The organism is Thiocystis minor (assembly GCF_016653465.1).
Classification (GTDB): domain Bacteria; phylum Pseudomonadota; class Gammaproteobacteria; order Chromatiales; family Chromatiaceae; genus Chromatium; species Chromatium minus.
Genome location: NZ_NHSQ01000054.1, coordinates 1 through 23,438, shown reverse-complemented (window position 1 = coordinate 23,438; position 23,438 = coordinate 1). Strand labels below are relative to the sequence as shown.

22 protein-coding genes are annotated in these 23,438 nt (G+C 61.0%); 3 read left to right on the top strand and 19 right to left on the bottom strand.

The window, feature by feature from the left end; genetic code table 11:
- Nucleotides 1-12: 12 nt before the first annotated feature.
- Nucleotides 13-2,385, bottom strand: a complete 2,373-nt coding sequence (locus tag CCR95_RS06035) for a hypothetical protein (protein WP_201092766.1) — start codon at nt 2,383-2,385, stop codon at nt 13-15.
- Nucleotides 2,386-2,606: 221 nt separating this feature from the next.
- On the opposite strand from CCR95_RS06035, the gene CCR95_RS06030 reads away from it, so the two are divergent.
- Both CCR95_RS06030 and CCR95_RS06025 read left to right on the top strand, forming a co-directional pair.
- A complete protein-coding gene (locus CCR95_RS06030) occupies nt 2,607-3,038 on the top strand; it encodes a hypothetical protein (RefSeq protein WP_201092765.1) in 432 nt (143 codons plus the stop codon).
- A 113-nt stretch (nt 3,039-3,151) separates the two neighbouring features.
- Nucleotides 3,152-3,958 (top strand): DUF2726 domain-containing protein, encoded by an 807-nt coding sequence (locus tag CCR95_RS06025; protein ID WP_201092764.1) that lies wholly within the window; start codon nt 3,152-3,154, stop codon nt 3,956-3,958.
- A 280-nt stretch (nt 3,959-4,238) separates the two neighbouring features.
- On the opposite strand, the gene CCR95_RS06020 is transcribed toward CCR95_RS06025, so the two are convergent.
- The 18 genes from CCR95_RS06020 to CCR95_RS05940 all read right to left on the bottom strand — a co-directional run bounded on the left by CCR95_RS06020 (nt 4,239) and on the right by CCR95_RS05940 (nt 21,719).
- Nucleotides 4,239-7,466 carry an EAL domain-containing protein gene (locus CCR95_RS06020; RefSeq protein ID WP_201092763.1) on the bottom strand — a complete coding sequence of 1,076 codons (3,228 nt, stop codon included), beginning with the start codon at nt 7,464-7,466 and terminating at the stop codon, nt 4,239-4,241.
- 4 nt (nt 7,467-7,470) lie between these two features.
- Nucleotides 7,471-7,902, bottom strand: a complete 432-nt coding sequence (locus CCR95_RS06015) for a response regulator (RefSeq protein WP_201092762.1) — start codon at nt 7,900-7,902, stop codon at nt 7,471-7,473.
- Nucleotides 7,899-9,836 (bottom strand): ATP-binding protein, encoded by a 1,938-nt coding sequence (locus tag CCR95_RS06010; RefSeq protein ID WP_201092761.1) that lies wholly within the window; start codon nt 9,834-9,836, stop codon nt 7,899-7,901. Before CCR95_RS06010 ends, CCR95_RS06015 begins: the two co-directional genes overlap by 4 nt.
- 242 nt (nt 9,837-10,078) lie before the next feature.
- A complete protein-coding gene (gene fba / locus CCR95_RS06005; RefSeq protein WP_201092759.1) occupies nt 10,079-11,143 on the bottom strand; it encodes a class II fructose-bisphosphate aldolase in 1,065 nt (354 codons plus the stop codon).
- Between the two features lie 69 nt (nt 11,144-11,212).
- A complete protein-coding gene (locus CCR95_RS06000) occupies nt 11,213-11,560 on the bottom strand; it encodes a DUF2442 domain-containing protein (protein WP_201092757.1) in 348 nt (115 codons plus the stop codon).
- Nucleotides 11,515-11,772 carry a DUF4160 domain-containing protein gene (locus CCR95_RS05995; RefSeq protein ID WP_201092755.1) on the bottom strand — a complete coding sequence of 86 codons (258 nt, stop codon included), beginning with the start codon at nt 11,770-11,772 and terminating at the stop codon, nt 11,515-11,517. Before CCR95_RS05995 ends, CCR95_RS06000 begins: the two co-directional genes overlap by 46 nt.
- A 6-nt stretch (nt 11,773-11,778) precedes the next feature.
- Nucleotides 11,779-12,252 (bottom strand): hypothetical protein, encoded by a 474-nt coding sequence (locus tag CCR95_RS05990; RefSeq protein ID WP_201092752.1) that lies wholly within the window; start codon nt 12,250-12,252, stop codon nt 11,779-11,781.
- A 69-nt stretch (nt 12,253-12,321) separates the two neighbouring features.
- Nucleotides 12,322-13,764: a pyruvate kinase gene (gene pyk, locus CCR95_RS05985; protein WP_201092751.1), complete on the bottom strand. Its 1,443-nt coding sequence runs from the start codon at nt 13,762-13,764 to the stop codon at nt 12,322-12,324.
- Nucleotides 13,765-13,853: 89 nt separating this feature from the next.
- The gene (locus tag CCR95_RS05980; RefSeq protein WP_201092749.1) at nt 13,854-15,035 is read right to left on the bottom strand and encodes a phosphoglycerate kinase; all 1,182 of its coding nucleotides are present in this window, start codon (nt 15,033-15,035) and stop codon (nt 13,854-13,856) included.
- 96 nt (nt 15,036-15,131) lie between these two features.
- Entirely contained in the window at nt 15,132-15,338 is a 207-nt protein-coding gene (locus tag CCR95_RS26285; protein ID WP_201092747.1) for a type II toxin-antitoxin system HicA family toxin, read from the bottom strand.
- Nucleotides 15,335-15,538, bottom strand: a complete 204-nt coding sequence (locus CCR95_RS05970; RefSeq protein WP_201092745.1) for a type II toxin-antitoxin system HicB family antitoxin — start codon at nt 15,536-15,538, stop codon at nt 15,335-15,337. Before CCR95_RS05970 ends, CCR95_RS26285 begins: the two co-directional genes overlap by 4 nt.
- A 56-nt stretch (nt 15,539-15,594) precedes the next feature.
- Nucleotides 15,595-15,906, bottom strand: a complete 312-nt coding sequence (locus CCR95_RS25190; RefSeq protein WP_242523086.1) for a Uma2 family endonuclease — start codon at nt 15,904-15,906, stop codon at nt 15,595-15,597.
- A complete protein-coding gene (locus CCR95_RS25185; protein WP_242523085.1) occupies nt 15,899-16,075 on the bottom strand; it encodes a hypothetical protein in 177 nt (58 codons plus the stop codon). Before CCR95_RS25185 ends, CCR95_RS25190 begins: the two co-directional genes overlap by 8 nt.
- A 371-nt stretch (nt 16,076-16,446) precedes the next feature.
- Entirely contained in the window at nt 16,447-16,650 is a 204-nt protein-coding gene (locus CCR95_RS05960) for a hypothetical protein (protein WP_201092743.1), read from the bottom strand.
- 76 nt (nt 16,651-16,726) lie between these two features.
- Complete coding sequence (locus CCR95_RS05955; RefSeq protein ID WP_201092741.1) at nt 16,727-17,503, bottom strand: hypothetical protein; 777 nt, start codon at nt 17,501-17,503, stop codon at nt 16,727-16,729.
- Between the two features lie 156 nt (nt 17,504-17,659).
- Complete coding sequence (gene gap / locus CCR95_RS05950; protein WP_201092738.1) at nt 17,660-18,661, bottom strand: type I glyceraldehyde-3-phosphate dehydrogenase; 1,002 nt, start codon at nt 18,659-18,661, stop codon at nt 17,660-17,662.
- Nucleotides 18,662-18,797: 136 nt separating this feature from the next.
- Entirely contained in the window at nt 18,798-20,807 is a 2,010-nt protein-coding gene (gene tkt, locus CCR95_RS05945) for a transketolase (RefSeq protein ID WP_201092737.1), read from the bottom strand.
- A 354-nt stretch (nt 20,808-21,161) separates the two neighbouring features.
- Nucleotides 21,162-21,719, bottom strand: coding sequence for a thioredoxin family protein (locus CCR95_RS05940; RefSeq protein ID WP_201092736.1), 558 nt, complete (start codon nt 21,717-21,719; stop codon nt 21,162-21,164).
- Nucleotides 21,720-21,907: 188 nt separating this feature from the next.
- Here CCR95_RS05940 and metK point away from each other — a divergent pair, with 188 nt between their 5' ends.
- A complete protein-coding gene (gene metK, locus CCR95_RS05935) occupies nt 21,908-23,098 on the top strand; it encodes a methionine adenosyltransferase (protein WP_201092735.1) in 1,191 nt (396 codons plus the stop codon).
- The last annotated feature ends 340 nt before the right edge of the window (nt 23,099-23,438 follow it).

The window sequence follows — 23,438 nt, the reverse complement described above, 5'->3', positions numbered from 1 at the left end:
GTCGAACGCGGCTTAAGAGCGGCGTTGAAGCTCCTGATCGCCGGCTCCAGCCGTTCTCTCATCCTCGTCGCCGCCCGAGCAAAGCAGGTTACCGAGACTGTCTTCGTAAAAGTGGATGCGCGCTTGGAGCGCCGAGAGGCGGGTATTCGCTTCATCCAGCTCGCTGTCCTGGTTCAGCTTGCGGATTTCCAATGCCTGTAATTCCTCGCGCAAGCGAGCGAGACGTTCGCGCTCCGTGTGTGCGGATTTTTCGAGCGCCTTCAGATCCCGCGTGGACTCGCGCAGGATTTTGGTGTCGCTGGATGCGTTCCCGCGCGACCAGAAGCCTTTTTTGATCCGCCGGTCCGTTGCGGCGGACTGCGCGGTTGCTTCGGCGATGGCTCGCGTCAGAGTGGCTGCCTGCGCCTGCCGTGCGGCAAGTTCGCTTTCCGCCGTCTCGATTTTCTGGCGGCAGGTCTCGATCCCTTCGCACAAGGTGCGCCCTGTCTCGCGCAGCGCGGCGCGCTCCGCGACCTGCCGCGCTTCCAGGCCGCGCAGTCGGTCGATTTCCTCGCGCATGCCGGTCTGACGCACCTGGAGCGCTTCACGCCTGCGCTTGATGTCCAACTCGCCGATCAGTCGCTGCTCGGCCTGCTGACGTTCGAGGTCGGTCTGGCGGATCGCCGCCTGGTGCTGCTCGCGGAGTCGCTCAATCTCCTGCGCGCGCAGACGCAACTCCTCCCGCGCCAATGCCTGCGACTGTTCAAACGTCTCCCGGTGCTGGCGCAAGCTCTCCTCTTCCTGGGTTTTGTGTCGCTCCCATTCCTCGCGTGCCTGCTGCAACTCGTTCGCCAGTTCGCTCCGGCGATGGTCCATGCGCGCCTTGGTCTCTTGATCGAGTTGCGCCTGTACTTGCGCAATCCGCAAGCGCAACTCCTGATCGTAAGCCGTCAACTCAAGGTTGCGGCGGCGTTGCGCAAAGTCCTGCTCTTGGTCGAGATTCTCCCGGCGACGGGCGAGCAGTTCCTCCTCGAAGGACAGTTTGGCCTGGTATTTCAGCAAAGGCTGACGGATTTCCAGCAACGCCTGGCGACGGGTCTGGAAGGCTTCAGGATCTCTCTCGAAGGCCTGCCACAGACGCGCGAACTCGACCGGATTTAGACGTTTCGCGGGATCTTCCGGCAGTTCGAAGCCGGGGATCTCGGCCAAGCCGCCAGCGAGATATTTGCGATACTGCAATTGCAGGCTCTCATTGAAATAGGCGCTCACGGCGGGCGGCTCGAAGAGCTTGAGCGCGATCAAGGCGAAGAACAGGACGCCGAGCGCCGCCTGTGAAAACCCTTCCACCGTCTCGAAATGCGGCACGCCGCGCTCGTCGGGACTCTCGCGCAGCGCTTGCAGGATCCTGGAGCGCGCGGCGAACGTCAGACGTGGCGGCTGCGCCTCCACCTGCCGCGCGGTCTCCTCTGCCGTCGCCTGATCGAGGCGTTGCTGCCGTTCCTGTCGCAGGAGCCGCAGCGTCCCCGATTCGGTGCGCAGCGCCTGTTCAAGCTCGTCGATGCGTTGCGCGACCGTCGCTAGGCGGCGGTCGATTTCCGCTTGCTTGGCGGTCAACGCCTCGGCCAGCCGGCTGGCATTGGCCTCCCATTTGCGCGCCTCCGGTCCCCGGCCCTCGGGACGCCCATCGCGCCCCATCAACTCGTCGCCGACGCGCGCTTGCGCCGCCGCCAGATCCTGCCGCAGAACCGCGATTTCGGGCGCATATTCGGCTTCGATCCGGGCGCGTTGTTCGCGCTCCAGCGTCAGCGATTGGTTGAGCCGCTCAATCTGCGCCTCCAGCGGCTGGGTGCGGTCTCGATACAAGGCATCGATCTGGGCGGTACGCGCATTGACCTGCTCCCGCAGCGCCGCGTCGCGCTGGGCGAAATACTGTTCGACCTGGCGCTGATGATAGGAGGCGATATCGTCGGCCCGGATCAGCTTGGCGAGAAAGGGCGCGGTCACATACAGCGAGACCGCGACGATGGCGACCCGGACCAGCAAACCGAACAGCCAGCGCGTGAGCGGGCCGATGCCTTGAGTCGTCCCAGGAATCCCGCGCCGCAAGCGCAAGACTGGCCGCTCGGATAGAATCAGCGAGGCGTCGACGATCCAGATGATCGCGAACATCAACGCGAACAAGAAAAGCCCGGCCACCGGACTCAGCCAGCTGGCCCCCTGGGGGACGATGGAGGCGCCGATCAGCCCCCAGACGATCCCCTCGATACTGGCCATCAACAGAATGACGACCCAGGCGAAACCCAACCAGACTGTGACGGCCGGGGTCGCCAGGTTCTCGCCATAAGGCCTGAGCCTGAGAAAATTCAAGCGTGGAACGTGAGAGAACAGATCCAAACGCATGCCCATCGGTTCGCTCTCCTGATCGGACTCGCATGATGCGCGAGAAGTTTACGCGTTCGGCGAGCCGCCGACGAATGGCATTCGGCCCGCGGCTGTCGCTTGCGCCCGGTCCATGGAGCCGAGCATCATGTCGCATCCGACGGTGCCCGGTGGGTCGCGACGTTCGGTCGTTAGGACGTTCGACACCGCCTTAATTTGACGACATTTTAAGAGGTTTTCATCCCGATATGGATCGCCTGACGCGTAATGCCATCATCGTCTCCGCCCTTTTGCTTGCCCTGCTGGTGTTTTCGCTGGCCTGGAACCGCCTCGGAATGACCCCGCGCATCTGGCAGCTCAACGCACTCTTGGAACAGGATCCCGTGCTGGCGAGCTATCCGTATGATTTCCGCGCCGTCCTCTTCCTCAATGGGATCGTGACCCTGACCAGTCCGCATGCCTCGGTCGCACCCGTCGAGCCCTTCCTGAAGGTCATCGATCCCGATCTAGCGGACAAATCGTCCGAGGATCCCGCCATGCTCGCCGCCGGCGAGCGTTTCTGGCGGCAGGAACTGCGCGCGATCGAACTGATGCTCTCCCAGCCCGATGTCGACTCGGTCATCTGGTCGCTGGATCGAGCTTGGTATCACCGGCAGGGTCTGCGCTTGGAACACCCCTAAACCGCCTCTCGCCGATCGTCGGAAATCATGGCCCGTCTGGAGCCGCCGAGATCGCGCCGTTCACGCTCGACGCGGTTTCGATCCGGCCACTGACACTGTAAAGGTCACAGACAATGGAACATCTTTATTTTTTGCTGGGACTGAGCGCCCTCGTACTCCTTGCTTTCATCCTGAGTGTGCGGCGGAGTCTGAAAAGCCGTTTCCGCCTGCCTTACGTGGCTGACGCAACCTTGTTTACGGGCTCGCAGCGGGCCTTTAAGACGGTGCTGGAGCGTGCCGTCGGCAAGGAGTATCGGGTGTACGGCAGAGTCCGGGCAGCCGACGTGATTGGGCTGCGCCCGCGCCTCTCCCGGCGCGAACAAGAACGGGCGCAGGATCGCCTGGAAGGGCGCTGCTTCGACTTCCTGATCTGCGCCCCGGAGACGACGGCCATTGTCTGCGCCGTCAATCTGGTGCCGCGATCGCGGCTGCGCCAACAACTCCCCCGGGATCGCCTCGATCGGATCTGCGCCGCCGCCGGTCTGCCGTTCGTGCGCGTTCGCGAGAGCGAGGTCTATTCCGTGGCGGCTATCGAGGAGCGGCTCTACGCGGCCATAGAGGCGCGCTGGGGCGTGACCGGGGATGCGGAAATCCCGATTGAGGATGCCGCGGCCGTGCTCCAGGGTCTGTCCGCGGTCATGCTCGATCAGGACGAGGATTCCGCGGGTCGTGCAACGGCTCGACGAACCAAATCGCCCAGCCAGCCGCCGCGACCAGTGCTGGCGCCCACGCGGCCGGCGCACAGCGATCTGCTCCAATCGCGGGTCGAATCGCGCCGGGAGCCATCCATTCGCGCGCGCGACGACATCGACGAAGGACCGACGTTTCGGATTGGCGACGCCCTGGACGACGACCGGGCAGCGCGGATCCGGTCGCTTTAGGAAACTCCCGGAAAATAACATGGCTGGACGGGGCATGCGCCCTGTCAGGATGTTTCAACCAGGTTCGCGGAAATGACGAATTCCCAGTGTTCGGAAAACGTTGTGACGGGGTGAATACCCCGTCGCGCTGTCGGCGTTCTTGCTTTCGTTGTCGTTGTCGTTGTCGTGGTCGTTGTCGAATCAAATAACGACAACGACCACGACCACGACCACGACCACGACAACGAAATCCTGTCCGTTCGCCGCCTCTCCGGGGGTCGATTATTTTCAGGAAATCACCCTAAAGCATAAAGGCCCGGACAAATTCGTCCGCGGGCATCGGTCGACCGAGCAGATACCCCTGGCAGGCGTGGCAGCCCTGGCGCGTCAGGAAATCCAGTTGCTCCCGCGTTTCCACGCCCTCGGCGATCACCTTCAGTTTCAAGTTACGGGCCATGGCGATGATGGTGGCGGCAATCTCCATGTCGTTCTCGTCCCGCGGAATGTCGCGGACAAAGCTCTGATCGATCTTGAGTTCGTCGATCGGAAAGCGCTTGAGATAGGCGAGCGACGAATAGCCGGTGCCGAAGTCGTCGATCGACAGCCGCGGACCGAGTGCCTTGAGCGCGCGCAGCAGTTCCACCACCTGCTCGCCATGCCCCATGATCATGCTTTCGGTCAGCTCCAGTTTGAGCAGACTCGCCGGCAGGCCGGTGTCTTCCAGAATAGCGGCCACGCGCCGCACCAGATCGCGCTGCTGTAACTGCCGTCCGGACAGATTGACCGCGATCTTCAAGTCGGAATGACCGGCATCCAGCCAGCGTCGACCCTGCGCGCAGGCATTGCGCAGCACCCATTCGCCCAAGGGCACGATCATCCCGGTTTCTTCGGTCAGCGGGATGAAGCGCGCGGGCGAAATCATGCCCTCCTCAGGCGAGTCCCAGCGTACCAGCGCCTCGCAGCCGATCAGCGCGCCGCTTTCGGTGTCGAACTGAGGTTGATAGTGCAGCACGAACTCGTCGTTGGCGAGCGCCCGATGCAGACGCGCCTCCAGGGCAAGGCGCTCATTCGCCGCAGCGGTCAGAGTGGGGGTGTAGAAACGGTAGGTGTTGCGTCCCTGTTCCTTCGCCTGATATAGGGCGACATCGGCGTGCTTGATGAGTTCGATCACGGAATCGCCATCGTCCGGATAGAGACTGATTCCAATGCTGGCACCCACGTAGAGTTCGGGGCCGCTGGGCAGGCGAAAGGGCTTTTCCAGCAATTGCAGCAGTGTCTGGGCGACACCCCCTGCGTCCTCCGGACGCTCCAGGTTCTCCAGCAGGATCAGAAATTCATCGCCGCCCAGACGACCCAGGGTGTCGTCTTCGCGCAACCGCTGGCTCAGACGACGGGTCAGCGCCTCCAGCAGTTCGTCGCCAACCGGGTGACCGAGGCTGTCGTTGACATTTTTGAAGCGGTCCAGATCCAGGAAGAGCACGGCGATCCGGTGCCGATACCGTTCCGCGTGTTCCAGCGCATGCTGCAGTCGGGACTGGACCAGGCGTCGATTGGGCAGATTGGTCAGCGGGTCGTAATGGACCAGATGTTCCAGCCGCGCCTCGGACTCCTTGAGCTGGCTGATGTCGGTCATGACGCCAACGTAATGGCTAGACTGCCCCTGACTGTCGTAAACGGCGCTGATGCTCAATAACTGCGGATAGAGTTCGCCATTTTTACGCCGGTTCCAAATCTCGCCCTGCCAATGCCCGTCGGCCGCGATGTTGGCCCATAGGGTCTGGTAGAAGGAGGGATCCTGCCGTCCGGACTGCATCAGACTGGGCTTGCGTCCCCGCACCTCGCCCTCGGAGTAACCGGTGATGTCGGTATAGGCGCGATTGACGCTCAGAATGCAGGCATTCAGATCGGTGATGATGACGCCCTCGCGCGTGCTCTCGAACACGGTCGCCGCCTGACGCAATCGGGTATCGGCGCGCACCCGCGTGACCGCCAGGCCCGCGATGCGGGCGAATTCGTCGATCAGATCGGATTCGGCCGATTTGAGCGATTGCGGCTCGACAGAGGTGACCGAAAAACGGCCCAAGGCATGGCCGGCGCCGTCCCGAAGTGGAATTGACCAATCCGCGCCGGGACGGTCCGCTGCGTCCGGAGCCTTGCTGGGGGATGCCAGAGGAGCGGCGGGCGCGCGCGCGGCCGGATCGGGGCGCTCGTCCCAAACCTCGATGGCGACTCGCAGGTGCGGATGGATCGCTTCCAGGCGGCTGGAAATACTGTTGAGAATGCCGGACAGGGGCTGATTGCCGACCAGTCCATCAAGCACCGTCAGGCGGGTTGCCTGCAACTGCTCGGCGGACTTGGCGTCGGTGACATCGTGCCAGGCGCCGGTCGCCTCGCGTACCGTCGCGTCGACCGTGTCCGCCAGACGGAGTTCGTCATGGATCCAGCGGATCCGGCCCTGACCGTCGAGGAAACGGTAGTCATGCGGAATCGACCGGGCAGCGCCGAGCGCCGCCAGGCGGGCCAGCGCCTCCTCGCGGTCGTCGGGATGCAGGTGGGCCGCCCACCAGCCCGGTTGCAGCATCTGTTCCGCCGTGTAGCCCAGCAGTCGGGAGATGTTTTCGCTGACCCAGGTCAGGGGCGCGTCCGGGCCGTCCAGACGGCGGGTGTACAAAATCGCCGGGCTGGAGGCGAGCGCCAGCTCCAGACGCTGGGTCGTTTCGCGCAGGTTGGCCCGTTCGCGGGTCAGAGTCTGTTGTCCCACCACCTTCTCCAGGGTGGCGGGAAGCTTGTGCAGATAGCCCGTGTGTTTGGAAATGTAGTCGTTCGCCCCGAGATGGATCACCCGCGCCGCCAGTTCTTCGTTCCCCTGGCCCGAAACCAGCACGATCGGGATCTCCAGACCGCGCTCGGCGCGCAGGATCTTGACCGCCTCCAGTGCGTTCAGACCGGGCAGGCGATAATCCAGCAGCACTGCGTCGTAATCGTCCGAGGTCCGCGCCGCGGACGGCAGGCGCTCCAGGACTTGCGCGATATCCGCGACCACGGTGAGACGGATGTGCGGGGCATGTCGCGCCAGATGGCGGCGCGTCAGGTCGATATCGGCGGCATTGTGTTCGGCATAGAGCACCCGTAGCGGATGCGCGCGGCGGGCATTCGCGGTGCGAAAACGCTGCAAGGCATCGCGCAGGGTCGCGGGCAGGCGGTCGGCGGCGCGATCCTTGCCGAGATAATCGTCCGCGCCAGCCTGCAGAGCCGCGATCGCCGCTTCCGGGTCGCCGGATCCGGTGAGCATCACCACCGCCAGCGACAACTGCCGCTCGCGGATCTGGGCCAGCAGTTCCAGGCCGGAGCCATCCGGTAGTTTCAGATCCACCAGCACCAAGTCGTAACGATCGGCCTCTTGCAGACAGAAGAGCGCCGCCGCCAGGGTCGACGCCGCCTCAACCTGAATATCCGGCGCCTGACGGGCCAGCAGACGCCGGGTCAGGTCGGCGTCGAGCGGGTTGTCCTCGACATGCAGAATACGCATTCGCTTACCTTGGTGGATGATTGATCAGACGCCAGTACTGCTCGATCCGGGCCGCAACCTCCATGAACGCCTCGAAGTTGACCGGCTTGATGATGTAGGAGTTGGCGTGCAAACGGTAGGCGGTCGCGATATCCCCCTCATCGCTGGACGAGGTCAGCACCACCACCGGCAACGCCTGGCTGATCGGATGCGCGCGCAGACGGCGCAGCACCTCCAGACCATCCACGCGCGGGAGCTTCAGATCCAGCAGGATGAGCAGCGGCAGCGGTTCGCCGGCCTCCCAGCGGGGGATCCAATCCAGCACCTCCTGACCGTCGCGCGCCACCTCGATGGGGTTGCTTGGGTTGCACCGGGCAAAGGCGCGCCGGGCCAGGTCCAGATCCATCGGGTTGTCCTCCACCAGCAGGATGGGACGGTTGCTTTGGCCATGGGTCATCGCGGCAGCTCCAGAAAAAAGGTAGCGCCCTGGCCGGGCGCGCTTTCGGCCCAGACGCGCCCGCCCATGCGTTCCATGGCCTTGCGCACGATGGCCAGACCGACGCCGGTGCCGGGATACTCCTCGGCGCGCTGCAGACGCTGGAAGATCTCGAAGATCCGGTCGTGGAATTGCAAGTCGAAGCCGATTCCCTGGTCCCGAATGGCGAGAATGATGCCGTATTCCGAGGTTGTGCCCTCGATCGCAATGCACGGCGGTGCGCCGGAGCGGCTGAACTTGAGCGCATTATCCAGCAGGTTGCGCAGCACCATCGACAATCCGTCCGGATCGGCGCGCGCGGTCAGGGACTCCGCCAGATCCACTGTCACGCTCCCGCCAAGCGCCTGGATATCATCCCGACGTTCCGCCAGGATACGCTTCGCCACGCTGGCCAGATCCAGCGTGACGTCATGCACTCCGCGCCGCTCCATGCGCGAATAGGCCAGCAGATCCTCGATCAACTGGCTCATCTGGTCGACGCAGCGACGGACATTGTCCAGAAACAGCCGTCCTTCCTCGTTCAGTTGCTGACCATGATCTTCCAGCAGCAGCCGGCTGTAGCCGTCGATGCCCCGCAGCGGCGCCTTGAGGTCGTGCGAGACCGAATAGGTGAAGGTTTCCAGCTCTTTATTGATGGCGGCTAGTTCGGCGGTGCGGGCTTGCACGCGGTCTTCCAGGTCGGCGTTGAGTTGGCGGATCTCGTCCTCGGCCCGCTTGCGCTCGCTGATGTCGTGGGCAATTCCAAGCACCCCGACGATCGCCCCCCGCGCGTCGCGGACAGGCGTCTTGAGGGTCTCGAAAAGACCGCGATAGCCGTCGCTGGCAAAGGTCAGCCATTCCTCGTTCGCGAGCGGGCTGCCAGCGGCGATCGCGGCACGATCATTCTCCAGGAAGAAATCGGCTTGTTCGGCGGGGACGAAATCATGGTCGCCTTTACCGAGGATATCGGACTCCCGGGCACCGACGCATTGCTCGAAACGCGGGTTGCAGGCGAGGAAGAACCCGTCCGCGTCCTTCAGCCAGACCAGATCCGGGATGGTGTCGAGCAGGGTCCGCAAGCGGACTTCGCTGCGGGTCAATGCCTGCCTGCCGCGCGCCAGCAGATAGGCGATGACGCCCGCGCCGCATGCGCTCAACAGCCCCAGCAGACGGATCAGCCAAAGCAGTCCGGTCGGCTGGCCCCAGCCCAGCTTGGGGGTGGCCGCCAACTGCCAGGCGCCGCCGGGGAGGACGATGTCCGTCATCACCGGACGCTGCGCATAGACGCCGGGATCGCCAAAGAACACCTCGCCCCTGGCGCCCTTCCCATCGGTGCCGCGCAACGCCAGACGCAGCGTGGAAATCGCCTCCATGATCCCGGTTTGCCGGTACAGCAGATCGACATCGAAGATGCTCGACACCAAGCCCCAGAAGCGCGGTCGTCCGCCGGCGTCCGTGGGCGGAATGAAGACCGGCTCGCGGGCCACGATGCCCATGCCGCCCTGTAACAGTGGCAGGGGGCCTGCCAGCACGGGTTGGCCGGTCTCCACCACGCGCAGGGCGGCGGAAGCCTGGGTTGGGTGAGTCCGGTAATTCAGCCCCATGGCGCCCTCGTTGCCGGCCAGCGGGTACATGAGCGAAATGACCATGTCTGGCGCGCCGGCGATGTTGCGCAGTGCATGGCGTTTGTCCACCAGTCCCCGCGCAATGCGGGCGAATTTGTTCTGGTCGATGTCCGGATTGGCCGAGATCACGGCGGTCAGTCCATGCACCATGAGCAGATTGGCATTGACCATACCTTCGATGCGTGCGCGCAGGGTCGAAAGGGTTGTCAGGACGCTGAGGCGTTCCTGTTCCCGTGCGCGGCTTTGCGCAAAGTGTTCGATGACCTGCTCGGTCACCAGGATCGGCAGCATGGCCAGAAGGGCGAAGGTCCAGGGTCGGTTGGAGAATGCGGATTTGATCGGTCGGTCCTGTCTCTAAGGCGCGTTCAGAGCGGTCTGCGTCGTTGCGAACGACCCCTTGACCCCGCGGGGATGGGCGAGACGCGGATTCATCCAGGACATTTCGATGTCCGGTCGTCCAATGCTCCGCCGAATATAACAAAAAGGGGCGCCTGAGCGCCCCCTTACTTACCCTTCGATCAGGCTGACCGGCCTTAGTTGACCTTGGGGTTCAATTCGCCCTTGGCATACCGGTTGGTCATGACTTCCAGCGACAGCGCGGTGATCTTGCTGGCGTTACCGGCGGTGCCGAAGGCTTCGTAACGCGCCTTGCAGATGCCCTTCATGGCCTTGGTGGCGGCGATGAAGTATTTGCGCGGATCGAATTCCTTGGGGTTTTCAGCCAGGAACTTGCGGATGGCGCCGGTGGAGGACATGCGCAGATCGGTGTCGATGTTGACCTTGCGCACGCCGTGCTTGATGCCTTCGACGATTTCCTCGACCGGCACGCCGTAGGTCTCGCCCATCGCGCCGCCATACTGGTTGATGATGGCGAGCCAGTCCTGCGGCACCGAGGAGGAGCCGTGCATGACCAGATGGGTGGTCGGGATGCGCTTGTGGATCTCCTTGATCCGCTCGATGGCCAGGATGTCCCCGGTGGGCGGACGGGTGAACTTGTAGGCGCCGTGCGAGGTGCCGATGGCGATGGCCAGGGCGTCGACGCCGGTCTTCTTGACGAAATCGGCGGCTTCCTCGGGATCGGTCAGAAGTTGGCTGTGATCCAACGTGCCCTCGGCGCCGATGCCATCTTCCTCACCGGCCTGTCCGGTCTCCAGCGAGCCAAGGCAGCCCAGCTCGCCCTCGACCGAAACGCCGCAGGCGTGCGAGATGGCGACCACCGAGCGGGTCACGTCGACGTTGTACTCGTAGGAGGCCGGGGTCTTGCCGTCTTCCTGGAGCGAGCCGTCCATCATGACCGACGAGAAGCCGAGCTGGATGGAACGCTGGCACACCGGCATGGAGGTGCCGTGATCCTGGTGCATGCAGACCGGGATGTGCGGCCATTCCTCGATCGCGGCCAGGATGAGATGACGCAGGAAAGGCGCGCCGGCGTATTTGCGGGCACCGGCGGAGGCCTGGACAATGACCGGGGAATCGGTCTCGTCGGCGGCTTCCATGATGGCGCGCATCTGCTCCAGGTTGTTGACGTTATAAGCCGGGACGCCATACCCGTGCTCGGCGGCGTGGTCCAGCATTTGACGCAGTGAAATCAGGGCCATTCGGTTTTCCTCGTGGTTGTCGGTTGTCAGGTTTCAGTTGTCGGTTTAAGTCATCGTGAACGATATTCGTCAGTGTCGACTGTCTATCTCGTAGCCCCAACGCTGAAATTGTTGTTGCAGCTCGGGGTTGTGCTTGAAGGCTTGAAAATACAGGAATTCAGGAGCGAAGTCCGCACCGTTTGGCCAGACAATCGTTTCAAGTTCCTCGTCTACTCTCAGCTGCGAAAACATTGATCGATCCCGAAGAGGCTCAAAAACAGGACCGTGCAGGACAGAAGCTAAATCGACGACGCCTTCTTGACCATCATTGAAGCGCACTGCGATTTTAAACTCTTCGAGATATCGAGCCGCTGAGACATGAAGAAACCTGTTTACTCCAGCGGAGGGATCGATTTTAGCGCTTCTCTTTTCTGACACAGGTTCCAATCCTCCAAGAGTTCATCTTGATGCAGTTCATGCCATTCAAGAACATGGCGTAGAGCGCGTTTGGGAAAGGCTCCCTTAACCACGCCGGTCAGAATGTCGATCGTGATTTCGTACTCGCCGTACTTGGCATGAAAATGCGGCGGTGAGTGGTCATCCCAATACATGGCGATCAGGATTCCCAAAAATCGGCTAATAATCGGCATCCGGATTCACGACTTCAAAGGCGTTTGCAGCAGTTGCACGTCCTTGATCCAGACGGTGCCGGCGCCTTCCAGGGTCAGGTCGAGTTGAATCAGGTCGGGTTTCTGACCTCGTTTAAGATAGAAGGGAATTTCATACTCGGCCCAGTCGTTCGTGCCCTGCGCCGCCTGTTGAAATCCCTTCGAGAAAAACTCTCCCCGCCCCGGCAGTCGGCACCACATCTCCAGGTACGCCCGGCGTTCGACGCCTTCCGTCCTCAGCCGCGCGCGGTAGGTTAGCATGCAGCGCTCCACGTCGGGTTCCCGCACCTCGAAGAGGCGGAAGGTGCGCGGCTCGGCACCGCCCGCGATCCGCCAGGCATCGCCATCCAGCGCGATCGAATCCCCGGCGATGGTGGGATCGGCGAGATCGAACGCCCTCAGCGTTTGGGGCGGTCCCGCGGGTTGGGGTGCCCGCAACCAGGATTTGAGCCATCCAAACATAAGCAGGTCACTCCCGCATGCCGTGCATGCGTCTGGGTTGACGCGCAACTGGCGCGACGGCGCGAGGCATCAGTCGTCGTCCAGCAGCCGATGCTCCCCGACCCGCATAATTTTCATGATATTGGTCTGACCTTCAACCCCCGAGCGGTCGCCCTTGGTGATGATGACCAGATCGCCGTCACGCACAGTGCCCCGGCGCAGCAACTCCTCGATCACCTCGCAGTTGACCTCGTGGATGTCGGTCGTGGCGACATCGAAGCTGACCGGATAGACGCCGCGAAAGAGTCTTACCTTCCGTCGGGTCGGCGCGAATCGGGTCATGGCGTAGATGGGGATGCCAGAGCTGATACGCGACATCCATTTTACCGTCGAACCGGTCTCGGTCAGCGCCGCGATCGCCTTCACGCCCAGATGGTTGGCGGTGTACATCGCCGCCATGGCGATACCCTCGTCCACCCGACCGAAAACGGTATCGATGCGGTGTCCCGAGCGAGTCACGCTCTTCTCGGCCTCCAGACAGATCCGGTCCAGCGCCTCGACCACCTTGGCGGGATACTTGCCGATCGAGCTTTCGGCCGACAGCATCACCGCGTCGGTGCCGTCCAGCACGGCATTGGCCACGTCGAAGACCTCGGCCCGCGTCGGGATCGGGTTCTCGATCATCGACTGCATCATCTGGGTCGCCGTGATCACCACGCTGTTGAGATCGCGCGCTCGGCTGATCAGCCGTTTCTGGACTGCCGGCAGTTCCGCGTCGCCGATTTCCACGCCCAGATCCCCACGCGCGACCATGATGGCGTCGGAGGCGTGGATGATGTCGTCGATGCCATTCAATGACTCGGCGCGCTCGATCTTGGCGATGATCCCGCCGCGCCCCCCGGCCTCCTGGAACAAGGCACGGGCGAGGCGCACATCGTCGCCGTTGCGCACGAAGGAGACCGCCAGATAATCGGCGTCGATCTCGGCGGCGAACCGGATGTCCTCCTTGTCCTTGTCGGTCAGGGCCGGCGCGGAGAGCCCGCCGCCCTTCTTGTTGATGCCCTTGTTGTTGGAGAGCGGACCGCCCACGACCACCTTGCAATCGATGCGTCCATTGGCGACCGACTCCACCCAGAGTTCGATGGCCCCATCGTCGAGCAGTAGGGTATCGCCGTGGCGCACATCGCCGGCCAGTTCGACATAGGTGGTACCGACCCGCGTGATATCGCCCGCCTCGATACCGCAGGCGGTATCGATCGCGAAGGCATCGCCCCGCACGAGATGGACCTTGCCCTCGGTAAATTTGCCGATGCGGATCTTCGGCCCCTGCAGGTCCATCAGGACCGCGATCGCATGACCGGCCGCCAGCGCGCGCTCCCGGATGCGCTCGGCGCGTTCGCGGTGCCGCGCGTGGCTGTCATGCGACAGGTTGAGACGGACCACATCGACGCCAGCGGCGATGATGTCATCCATGACCGACGGATCGTCGGTTGCCGGCCCCAGGGTAGCGACAATTTTGGTACGTCTTGGCATGTTTTAGCCTCCGGCGTGCAGCGACCAGTGTCCAGCGACCCGTCTCCAGCCGCTTGCTGGCGGCTGGTCACTGGCGGCTGGCGACTGAATCAATCCTTCGCCCGTGATTCGAGCATGGCGACCGCGGGCAGGGTTTTGCCTTCCAGATATTCGAGGAAGGCACCGCCGGCGGTCGAGATGTAGGACACCTTGTCATAGATGTCGTACTTTTGGATGGCTGCAATGGTATCGCCGCCCCCGGCCAGACTGAAGCCCGCCGCGTTGGCGATGGCCATGGAAATCGCCTTGGTGCCCGCGCCGAACTGATCGAACTCGAACACGCCGACCGGACCGTTCCAAACGATGGTGCCGGCCTTGGCGATGATGTCGGCCAGATCCTGCGCGGAGTTAGGGCCAATGTCGAAGATCATGTCGTCCTCGGCCACGTCAGCGGCATTCTTGGCCACGGCCGGCTCGTTCTCGTCGAACTTCTTGCCGCAGACCACGTCGGTCGCGATTGGGATGGTGGCGCCGCGCGCGGTCATCTTCGCCATCAACGCCTGGGCGGTCGGGATCAGATCATGCTCGCACAGCGACTTGCCGACCGGAAACCCGGCGGCGGCCAGGAAAGTATTGGCGATACCGCCGCCGACCACCATCTGGTCGACCTTCTCGGACAGGGCTTCGAGCACGGTCAGCTTGGTCGACACCTTGGAGCCGCCGACGATGGCGACCATCGGGCGGGCAGGATTCGCCAGCGCCTTTTGCAGCGCGTCCAGTTCCTCGGCCAGCAGCAAACCAGCGCAGGCGGTCGGGGCGAACTTGCCCGCGCCGTGAGTCGAGGCTTGTGCGCGGTGCGCGGTGCCGAAGGCGTCCATCACGAAGACATCGCAGAGCGCGGCGTATTGCTTGGACAGCGCCTCGTTGTCCTTGCCCTCGCCTTTGTTGAAGCGGACGTTATCGAGCAGCACCAGTTCGCCATCGGCGACTTCGGGCGGGGTATCGAGATAGTCCCGAATCAAGCGAATCTCACGGCCCATCTTGGCCCCGAGCGTATCGGCAACCGGCTTGAGCGAATCCTCCTCCGAGAACACGCCTTCCTCTGGGCGGCCCAGATGGGACATGACCATCACCTTGGCACCAGCCTTGATGCAGTGCTCGAAGGTTGGCATGGAGGCGGTGATGCGGGCGTCGGAGGTGACCTTGCCGTTCTTGACCGGGACGTTGAGGTCGGAACGGATCAGTACCCGCTTGCCGGCAAGATCGAGGTCGGTGAGTTTGATGAATGACATGGTGGGGTGTCCTCTTGGAGTGATGTTTTGTTTTGATGAAAGCGATCCGCAAACCCGAGGGTGTTGCGAATGGGGCGCTAATAGCGCGGCTATAGCTTATATTTCGTCTTCCCGGATTCCAGCAATCTTCATGAAATATCGAAGTAAGCCGGTTTTCAAATCCTCGTTCTTATGGATTGGCAAGGAGATACGCGACGGATTCCCCTGCTTCATATAGACATGATGGCTGCCGTTGATTCTCGCCAGTATCCAGCCCCTGTTTTCGAGTAAGCGCGCAAAGTGTTTTCCAGAAATGGATTTCACACAGCAAGATCCAGAATTCTATCGTTTCCGGAAAGTTCGATTTGTTCTAAATCCACTGAAAGGCAGGCTTCTACCGCTTCATGAAGATTCTTCAAGAGTTCTTCCATTGTGTCCCCTTGTGTGGCACAGCCCTGGATTGCGGGCACTTCTGCCCAAAAGCCACCTTCTTCGGCAGGATGAACAATGACTTTGAGTTTCATGCTGATGCGCTTCTCAGTTCTTGAGTTGAAACATTTACCCAGGGTTGACAAATCGGTTATTCGTCGAGACTGATCCGTCCTGGAAAATGAGGTGCAATCGCAGATCGCTCCAGCCTGCCTTGAGAAGTATAAAAACGGATATCGCCATCCAGGCACAACCAAACTTCCTGAGCGCCGCTCTCAAAATACAGCATCCGTTTTCCTTCCATCTCCTCATCCGTGTTGCTGTTGGAAAGAACCTCGATACAGATTTCGGGCGCAATCGAGCATTCGGTTTCGTGCTTGATTGTCTTGACCCTTTCCATGGTCGCCCATGCGACATCCGCTACCCGCGTGCCTTTGCGCGTTTTGATGGCGCATTCAGGCAAGGTTTTTCCATCCTGTAACAGCGAGCGTAACCGATACTCGATCTCTACCCTGGAAAAGCGAATGAATGACCTTGACCGCATTCATGACGATTTCGCCTTTTTCGTTCGTTTCGATCTTGAAAGGCAAATCTCGCAGGCTTAGGTGTTCGCAAACCTCTTGCCATTGCATCGGCTTGACTCCGGAGCGAGTTTTAAATTTAGATTTGGCATGCAAGCCACTGATTATAATACTACGCAGAGACGGGAAATATAGATCAAGGCCGAATCGGAGTCGTTATTACGGAAAAAACCTATAAATATCCTTTCGATTCATCACGATTTGCACAATCAAGATATCATCTTCAGTTTTCATGCCTACACGATACGAACCAAAGCGAGATTTATAGTAGCCTTGGTGTCCTTGCATCTTCTCAATAATGCCAGAATCAACAATGGACGCTGTGCTTGGTAAATGATCAAAAACGAAGGTTTCTATTTGAGACCGCGTAGTCGGAGGTAGCCTTGCAAGCTGTTTAAGAAATCGTTTACGGTAACTAACTTTCACTGGGTCTTTTTCAGCGTCCGATAATATGATTGAGCTTGCTCAAGATCGAATACCTCATCATCAGGTTTTTCTGCTTGCATCAGTCGGATGAGTCCATAATTTTCCAAAGTTTCTTCTATTTTCTTGAAAGTCTCGATGTCAAGTTGAACAGCAACTTTATGGTTAGATTCATCGACAATGTATTTACGTTCGATTTCCATGCTTCACCTTAAAGTAATCAAAACAATGTGGTCTGCAAAGGGTTTCTTTCGCTATATAAACTGCTTGATCGCTTATTTAAAGCTTATTGCGCTTATGCTTCTCGATTAGCAAAATAATTTCTTTTGCTAATTCTTCGGCTTTCTCAGGTGTTTCGCAACGACAAGCCGAATACCGTTCAATTATTACACCTTCGTTGCTTAAAATACGGGTTCTAGCATTGGCCTCGGCTGGGTTTTCTATATGTACGGTATCTCCATCAATTTCTAGGCAAAGAACCACACCGTCTTTGATAAGGATAAAATCAGGCTCGATGCGCGAATATTCTTTACCCCCCTTCAAAAATACAGGAAGAGGAGCAAAGGCCACTCCCTTCGATTTCAATGCTTTATAGATATTGATTTCTGGTTGCGACCGAAAAAGCAAACCATCACATTGGCGGTTAGCTATATTGTTGGAACGAACCCGGCCCTGATTTGTAATGCCTTTACCAGAAAGCCAGTCTCTGGCATTTTTCTGCCAGCTTTCCGATTCAATTAGCTGTGGAGAAAGAACTACGCCGCCAGTCCATGTGTCGTTGTAACGATTTAGTAAAGTGCGGAGTTTTTCTTCGATTGTCGTCGAAATTGCTTCAAGCTCTGCGTTGATCTCAAGATAAATAGTTTGAGGAATCTCCAGGTACACAGAATAAATGCAAATACCACCATCCCAGTTATCATATCCAGTTTGAGCTGCAGAAATATTAGCGTTCGAAAGAATGGAAACGAGTTTTGCATTACCCTCATAGGCAAAAAGTCGCGCCACGTTCTGCATCAGCAGATCAATGTCTTTTTCAAAATCACCGGTCTGTGGCATCGTTTTTTGCTAAATGTTAAGCGAGTAGGATAGGCAGAGCGGCCCTGTCACTTCGTGACGGTCGTCACCGACGTTTGGTGGCCGCGAAACCCATCATCCCTCGGACATCCGGCGAGGATGATGGGTTTCGCTTCGCTCTACCCATCCGACAAAGACTTACTTCGCGACGTGCTCAACCATGCGCAGCATGTTGCAGGTGTAGCCGTATTCGTTGTCGTACCAGGCGACGACCTTGACGAAGGTCGGGTCGAGCGCGATGCCGGCCTCGGCGTCGAAGACGGAGGGGGTGGATTTGCCGCGGAAGTCGGTGGAGACGACCTTTTCATCCGTATAGCCCAATACGCCCTTCAGATCGCCGGACTCGGAGGCGGCTTTCATCGCGGCGCAGATGTCTTCGTACTTGGCGTCCTTGTTCAGCTCGACGGTCAGGTCGACCACGGACACGTCGGAGGTCGGGACGCGGAAGGCCATGCCGGTGAGCTTGCCGTTCAGCTCGGGCATGACCTTGCCGGCGGCTTTGGCGGCGCCGGTGGAGGACGGGATGATGTTCTCCAGGATGCCGCGGCCGCCGCGCCAGTCCTTCATGGAGGGGCCGTCGACCGTCTTCTGGGTGGCGGTGGCGGCGTGCACGGTGGTCATGAGACCGCGCTTGATGCCCCAGTTGTCATGCAGCACCTTGGCGACCGGCGCCAGACAGTTGGTGGTGCAGGAGGCCGCCGAGATGATGGCCTGACCGGCGTAGGTGTTGTGGTTGACGCCGTAGACGAACATCGGGGTGGCGTCCTTGGAGGGCGCGCTCTGCACGACCTTCTTGGCGCCAGCCTGGATGTGCTTCTGGCAGGAGGCATCGTCAAGGAAGAAGCCGGTGCATTCGATGACCAACTCGGCGCCAATGTCGGACCACTTGAGGTTGGCCGGATCGCGCTCGGCGGTCAGACGGATCTTCTTGCCGTTGACGATCATGGTGTTGCCGTCGACGGCGATGTCGCCGTTGAAGTTACCGTGGACCGAGTCGTACTTGAGCATGTAGGCCAGATAGTCGGGGTCGAGCAGGTCATTGATGCCGACGACTTCGATGCCGGGGAAATCCTTGGCGATCGCGCGAAATGCCATGCGACCGATACGACCAAAACCATTGATGCCAACTTTGAGTGTCATGCGTAAAAGCTCCAGTGAAGAAAATGATCAGTGAGTAGGATGGGCAAAGCGAAGCGTGCCCATCCTGACCGCGCCGACGCCGATGATTGAAGGTTGGCGCGGGGCAGATGGGCACGGCCGATGGCCTTTGCCCATCCTACGAGAGGACGCCCTTCACCATCGCGACCAGATTGTCGACGGTGAAACCGAACTCCTTGAACAGCGGACCGGCGGGGGCGGACTCGCCGAAACGATCGACGCCAAGCACCGCGCCCTGGGTGCCGACATATTTCCACCAGCCGTCGGTGACCGCCGCCTCGACCGCGACGCGGGCGGTGACCGCCTTGGGCAGCACGGATTCCTTGTAGGTCGCGTCCTGGGCGTCGAAGGCGTTGGTGCAGGGCATGGAGACCACGCGGATCTGCTTGTCGCTCATCGCTTCGGCGGCCTTGACCGCCAGCTCGACCTCGGAACCGGTGGCGATGATGATCGCGTCCGGGGTGCCGGCGCAGTCGCGCAACACATAGCCGCCGCGCGCGATGTCGGCGATCTGCGCATCGTTACGGATCATGTGCGCGAGGTTCTGACGCGAGAAGATCAGACAGCTCGGTCCAGTCTTGCGCTCGATGGCAAGCTTCCAGGAGACGGCGGACTCGACCGCGTCGCAGGGACGCCAGACGCTCATGTTGGGGATCATGCGCAGGGTCGGGATCTGCTCGACCGGCTGATGGGTCGGTCCGTCCTCGCCCAGGCCGATGGAGTCATGGGTGTAGACGAAGATCGTGGGGATCTTCATCAGAGCCGCCATGCGCAGCGCGTTGCGGGCGTATTCCGAGAACATCAGGAAGGTCGCGCCGTAAGGGATGAAGCCGCCATGCAGCGCGATGCCGTTCATCATGGCCGACATGCCAAACTCGCGCACACCGTAATACACATAGTTGCCCGGCGCGTTGCCCTTGCCGACGCCCTTGCAGCCCTTCCAGAGGGTCAGATTGGAGCCGGCCAGGTCGGCGGAGCCGCCAAGCAGTTCGGGCAGCAGCGGGCCGAAACCGTTGAGCGCGTTCTGCGATGCCTTGCGCGAGGCGATGGTCTCGCCCTTGTCGATCACGGACTTGACGAAGGCGTCGGCCTGCGCGGACCAGTCGGCGGGCAGTTCGCCGGCCATGCGGCGCTTGAACTCGGCGGCCTCGGTCGGATACGCCTTGGCGTAGGCGGCGAACTTGGCGTTCCAAGCGGACTCGGCGGCGGCACCGCGCTCCTTGGCGTCCCAACCCTGATAGATGGTCTTCGGGATCACGAAGGGCGCGTGCGTCCAGCCCAGGTTTTCGCGGGTCAGCGCGATTTCGTCATCGCCCAAGGCCGCGCCGTGGCACTCTTCCTTGCCCTGCTTGTTCGGCGAGCCAAAACCGATGATGGTCTGGCAGCAGATCAGGCTGGGCTTGTCGGTGACCGCGCGCGCCTGCTCGATGGCCGTCTTGATGGCTTCCGGATTATGCCCGTCGACCTTGGGGATGACGTTCCAGCCATACGCCTCGAAGCGCTTGGGGGTGTTGTCGAGGAACCAGCCGGGCGTGTCGCCGTGGCCGCGAACCTCGCCATCGATGGAGATGTTGTTGTCGTCATAGATGGCGATCAGCTTGCCGAGACCCAGCGCGCCAGCCAGCGAGCAGGCTTCGTGCGAGATGCCTTCCATCAGACAGCCGTCGCCCAGGAACACATAGGTATTGTGATCGACGATGGCGTGACCGGGCTTGTTGAACTGGTTCGCCAGCGCATGTTCGGCCAGCGCCATGCCGACCGCGTTGGTGATGCCCTGACCCAGCGGACCGGTGGTGGTCTCGACGCCGGGGGCGTAGCCGTATTCCGGATGGCCGGGGGTCTTGGAGTGCAGTTGGCGGAATTGCTTCAGATCCTCGATGCTCAACTCGTAGCCGGTCAGGTGCAGCAGGGCATAGATCAGCATGGAGCCATGCCCGTTGGAGAGCACGAAGCGGTCGCGGTCGGCCCAGTCCGGATTGGACGGGTTGTGGTTCATGAAATCGTTCCACAGCACCTCGGCGATATCCGCCATGCCCATGGGCGCGCCCGGATGACCGGAATTGGCCTTTTGGACGGCATCCATGGCAAGCGCCCGAATGGCGTTGGCGAGTTCTTTGCGTGAGGACATGAGCCCCTCCTGGTAGTGATGAAAATGACCGAAAAGTTGCGCTGGCCGCGACCGTCGGCAGCCCGAGTCCGAAGGGCTGCTTACGTTGGGACGGATGGTGGCGCGGCGTCGAAAAGCGGTCTGTCGGGCGCGCGGCGATCTTGATCGCGGGTTCGATCTGGCGCGGCGACCTCCGCGCGCAAGAGATTGTCTGGCCGTAGCGCCTTCAAAAGGCATGCATTCTGGACTAAAAGACAGCAACCCCGGAATCAAAACAAACTTATGCCGGCAAAAGTTATTTTATCAGTTCCTAATATTAAGAATTGGCGGCGGAAATAACCAGCCTTTTCCGCCGCCGTCCCGCCGATGCCGCTGTCACTCCGCGCGCCACTTGATCGAACAGCCCATGCTCGGGATCTGCTCGGCCGGTCCGGCACCGGTTTCGGCGACCTGTTTCATGGCCTCGAACAGATCGCGGCGCACATCGGCGGGCGCGGCCTCCTTGCGGCTGGCGTCGAGTCGTCCCCGATACTGAAGCCCGAGATTGGCGTCATAGCCGAAGAAATCCGGCGTGCAGACGGCCCCGTAGGCGCGCGCGACCGCCTGACTTTCGTCCAATAAATACGGGAAGGGAAAGTCGAATTCCGCCGCGACCTGTTGCATGTTCTCGAACGAGTCTTCGGGATAATCGTTGACATCGTTGGACATGATCGCCACGCAACCGATGCCGAGCGCGGCCAGTTCGCGGGCATCGCGGACGATCCGGTCGCGCACCGACTGCACATAGGGGCAGTGATTACAGATGAACATCACCAGCAGTCCGCGTTCGCCCTTGCAATCGTCGCGGGTCCAGGTCTTGCCGTCGACGCCGGGGAGCGAAAAATCCGGCGCGGGGCTGCCGAAATCGCAGACAGGAGTTTCAAGTGAAGCCATGGGAAACCTCCGAGTGAGCAGGTAGGAAAAGCCTCCGGCGCATGGTACCGGAATGATCGCGAATTCCAAACCGGTCCAGCAGACGGCATCTCGCCCCGACCGGATTTTACGGCTTCCGACCGACCCGGTATGATGCGGCGTTTCATCAACAACGCCTTGTGGCGCCACGATCAGGCCACCGATATCTTATGAGCAAGGATTACATCTTCACGTCCGAGTCCGTTTCCGAAGGCCATCCCGACAAGATGGCGGACCAGATTTCCGACGCCGTCCTCGACGAGATCTATCGTCGCGACCCCAACCACGCCAAGGCGCGCGTCGCCTGCGAGACCCTGGTCAAGACCGGCTTCGTCATGCTGGCTGGCGAGATCACCGTCACCGACGCGGACCTGAAGATCGACTATGAGAAGGTCGTGCGCCGGGTCGTCAAAGAGATCGGCTACGACAACTCCGACTGCGGTTTCGACGGCAACAACTGCGGCGTGCTGATCGCGCTTGGCGAGCAGTCCAGGGACATCAACCAGGGCGTCGACCGCGCGACCGAGGAAGCCCAGGGCGCCGGCGATCAGGGTCTGATGTTCGGCTACGCCACCAACGAAACCGACCTGCTGATGCCGGCCCCGATCGACTACGCCCACCGGCTGGTCAAGCGTCAGGCCGCGGTCCGCAAGAACGGCACCCTGCCCTGGCTGCGCCCGGACGCCAAGTCCCAGATCACCATCCGTTACAGCGACGGCAAGCCGGTCGCGATCGACGCCGTCGTGCTCTCCACCCAGCACAGCGAGGATGTCAGCGAAAGCGTACTGCACGAGGCGGTGATGGAAGAAATCATCAAGCCCGTGCTCACGGAAACCGGCTGGCTGAACGCCGGCACCAAGTACCACATCAACCCGACCGGCAAGTTCGTCATCGGCGGCCCGGTCGGCGATTGCGGCCTGACCGGGCGCAAGATCATCGTCGACACCTACGGCGGCATGGCCCGTCACGGCGGCGGCGCCTTTTCCGGCAAGGATCCGTCCAAGGTCGACCGCTCGGCCGCCTATGCCGGCCGCTATGTCGCCAAAAACATCGTCGCCGCCGGACTAGCCGACAAATGCGAGATCCAGGTCTCCTATGCGATCGGCGTCGCCGAGCCCACCTCGGTCTCGATCGACACCTTCGGCACCTCGCGGGTCAGCGAGCATCGGATCATCGAACTGATCCGCGCCCATTTCGACCTGCGGCCCTACGGCATCATGCGGATGCTCGATCTGACCAACCGCGACCTGATCAAGTATCAGGACACGGCGGCCTATGGTCACTTCGGACGGACCGAGCCGGGTTTCACCTGGGAGCGGACTGATAAGGCCGACATGCTGCGGGAGGCGGCGGGGATCTGATTGAATTCGTAGGATGGGTAGAGCGGAGCGAAACCCATCGAATTCCGCGCGGACCTATCGGGTTCGCGCAGCAACGCCCTCGGTCTTGCGCGGGCGTTCAATTCAAGCGTTGGAGCAGTGATCGATGGGTTTCACGGCCAATCAGCGTTTGAATGAATCATCAGCGCCATAGCATGGCCGCTCTACCCATCCTTGTATGTTCTGTTCCCAGGAATTGACAAGGGATTGCGATAAAGGGAATTTATGAAGAGTGAACCGGGGAAGCCGTCCCAACCTGAGGCCTTGAGCCTGTACGTAGATTGGCTCCCCGCCCTCTTCGCCCATCCCGAAGAGTCTCCGA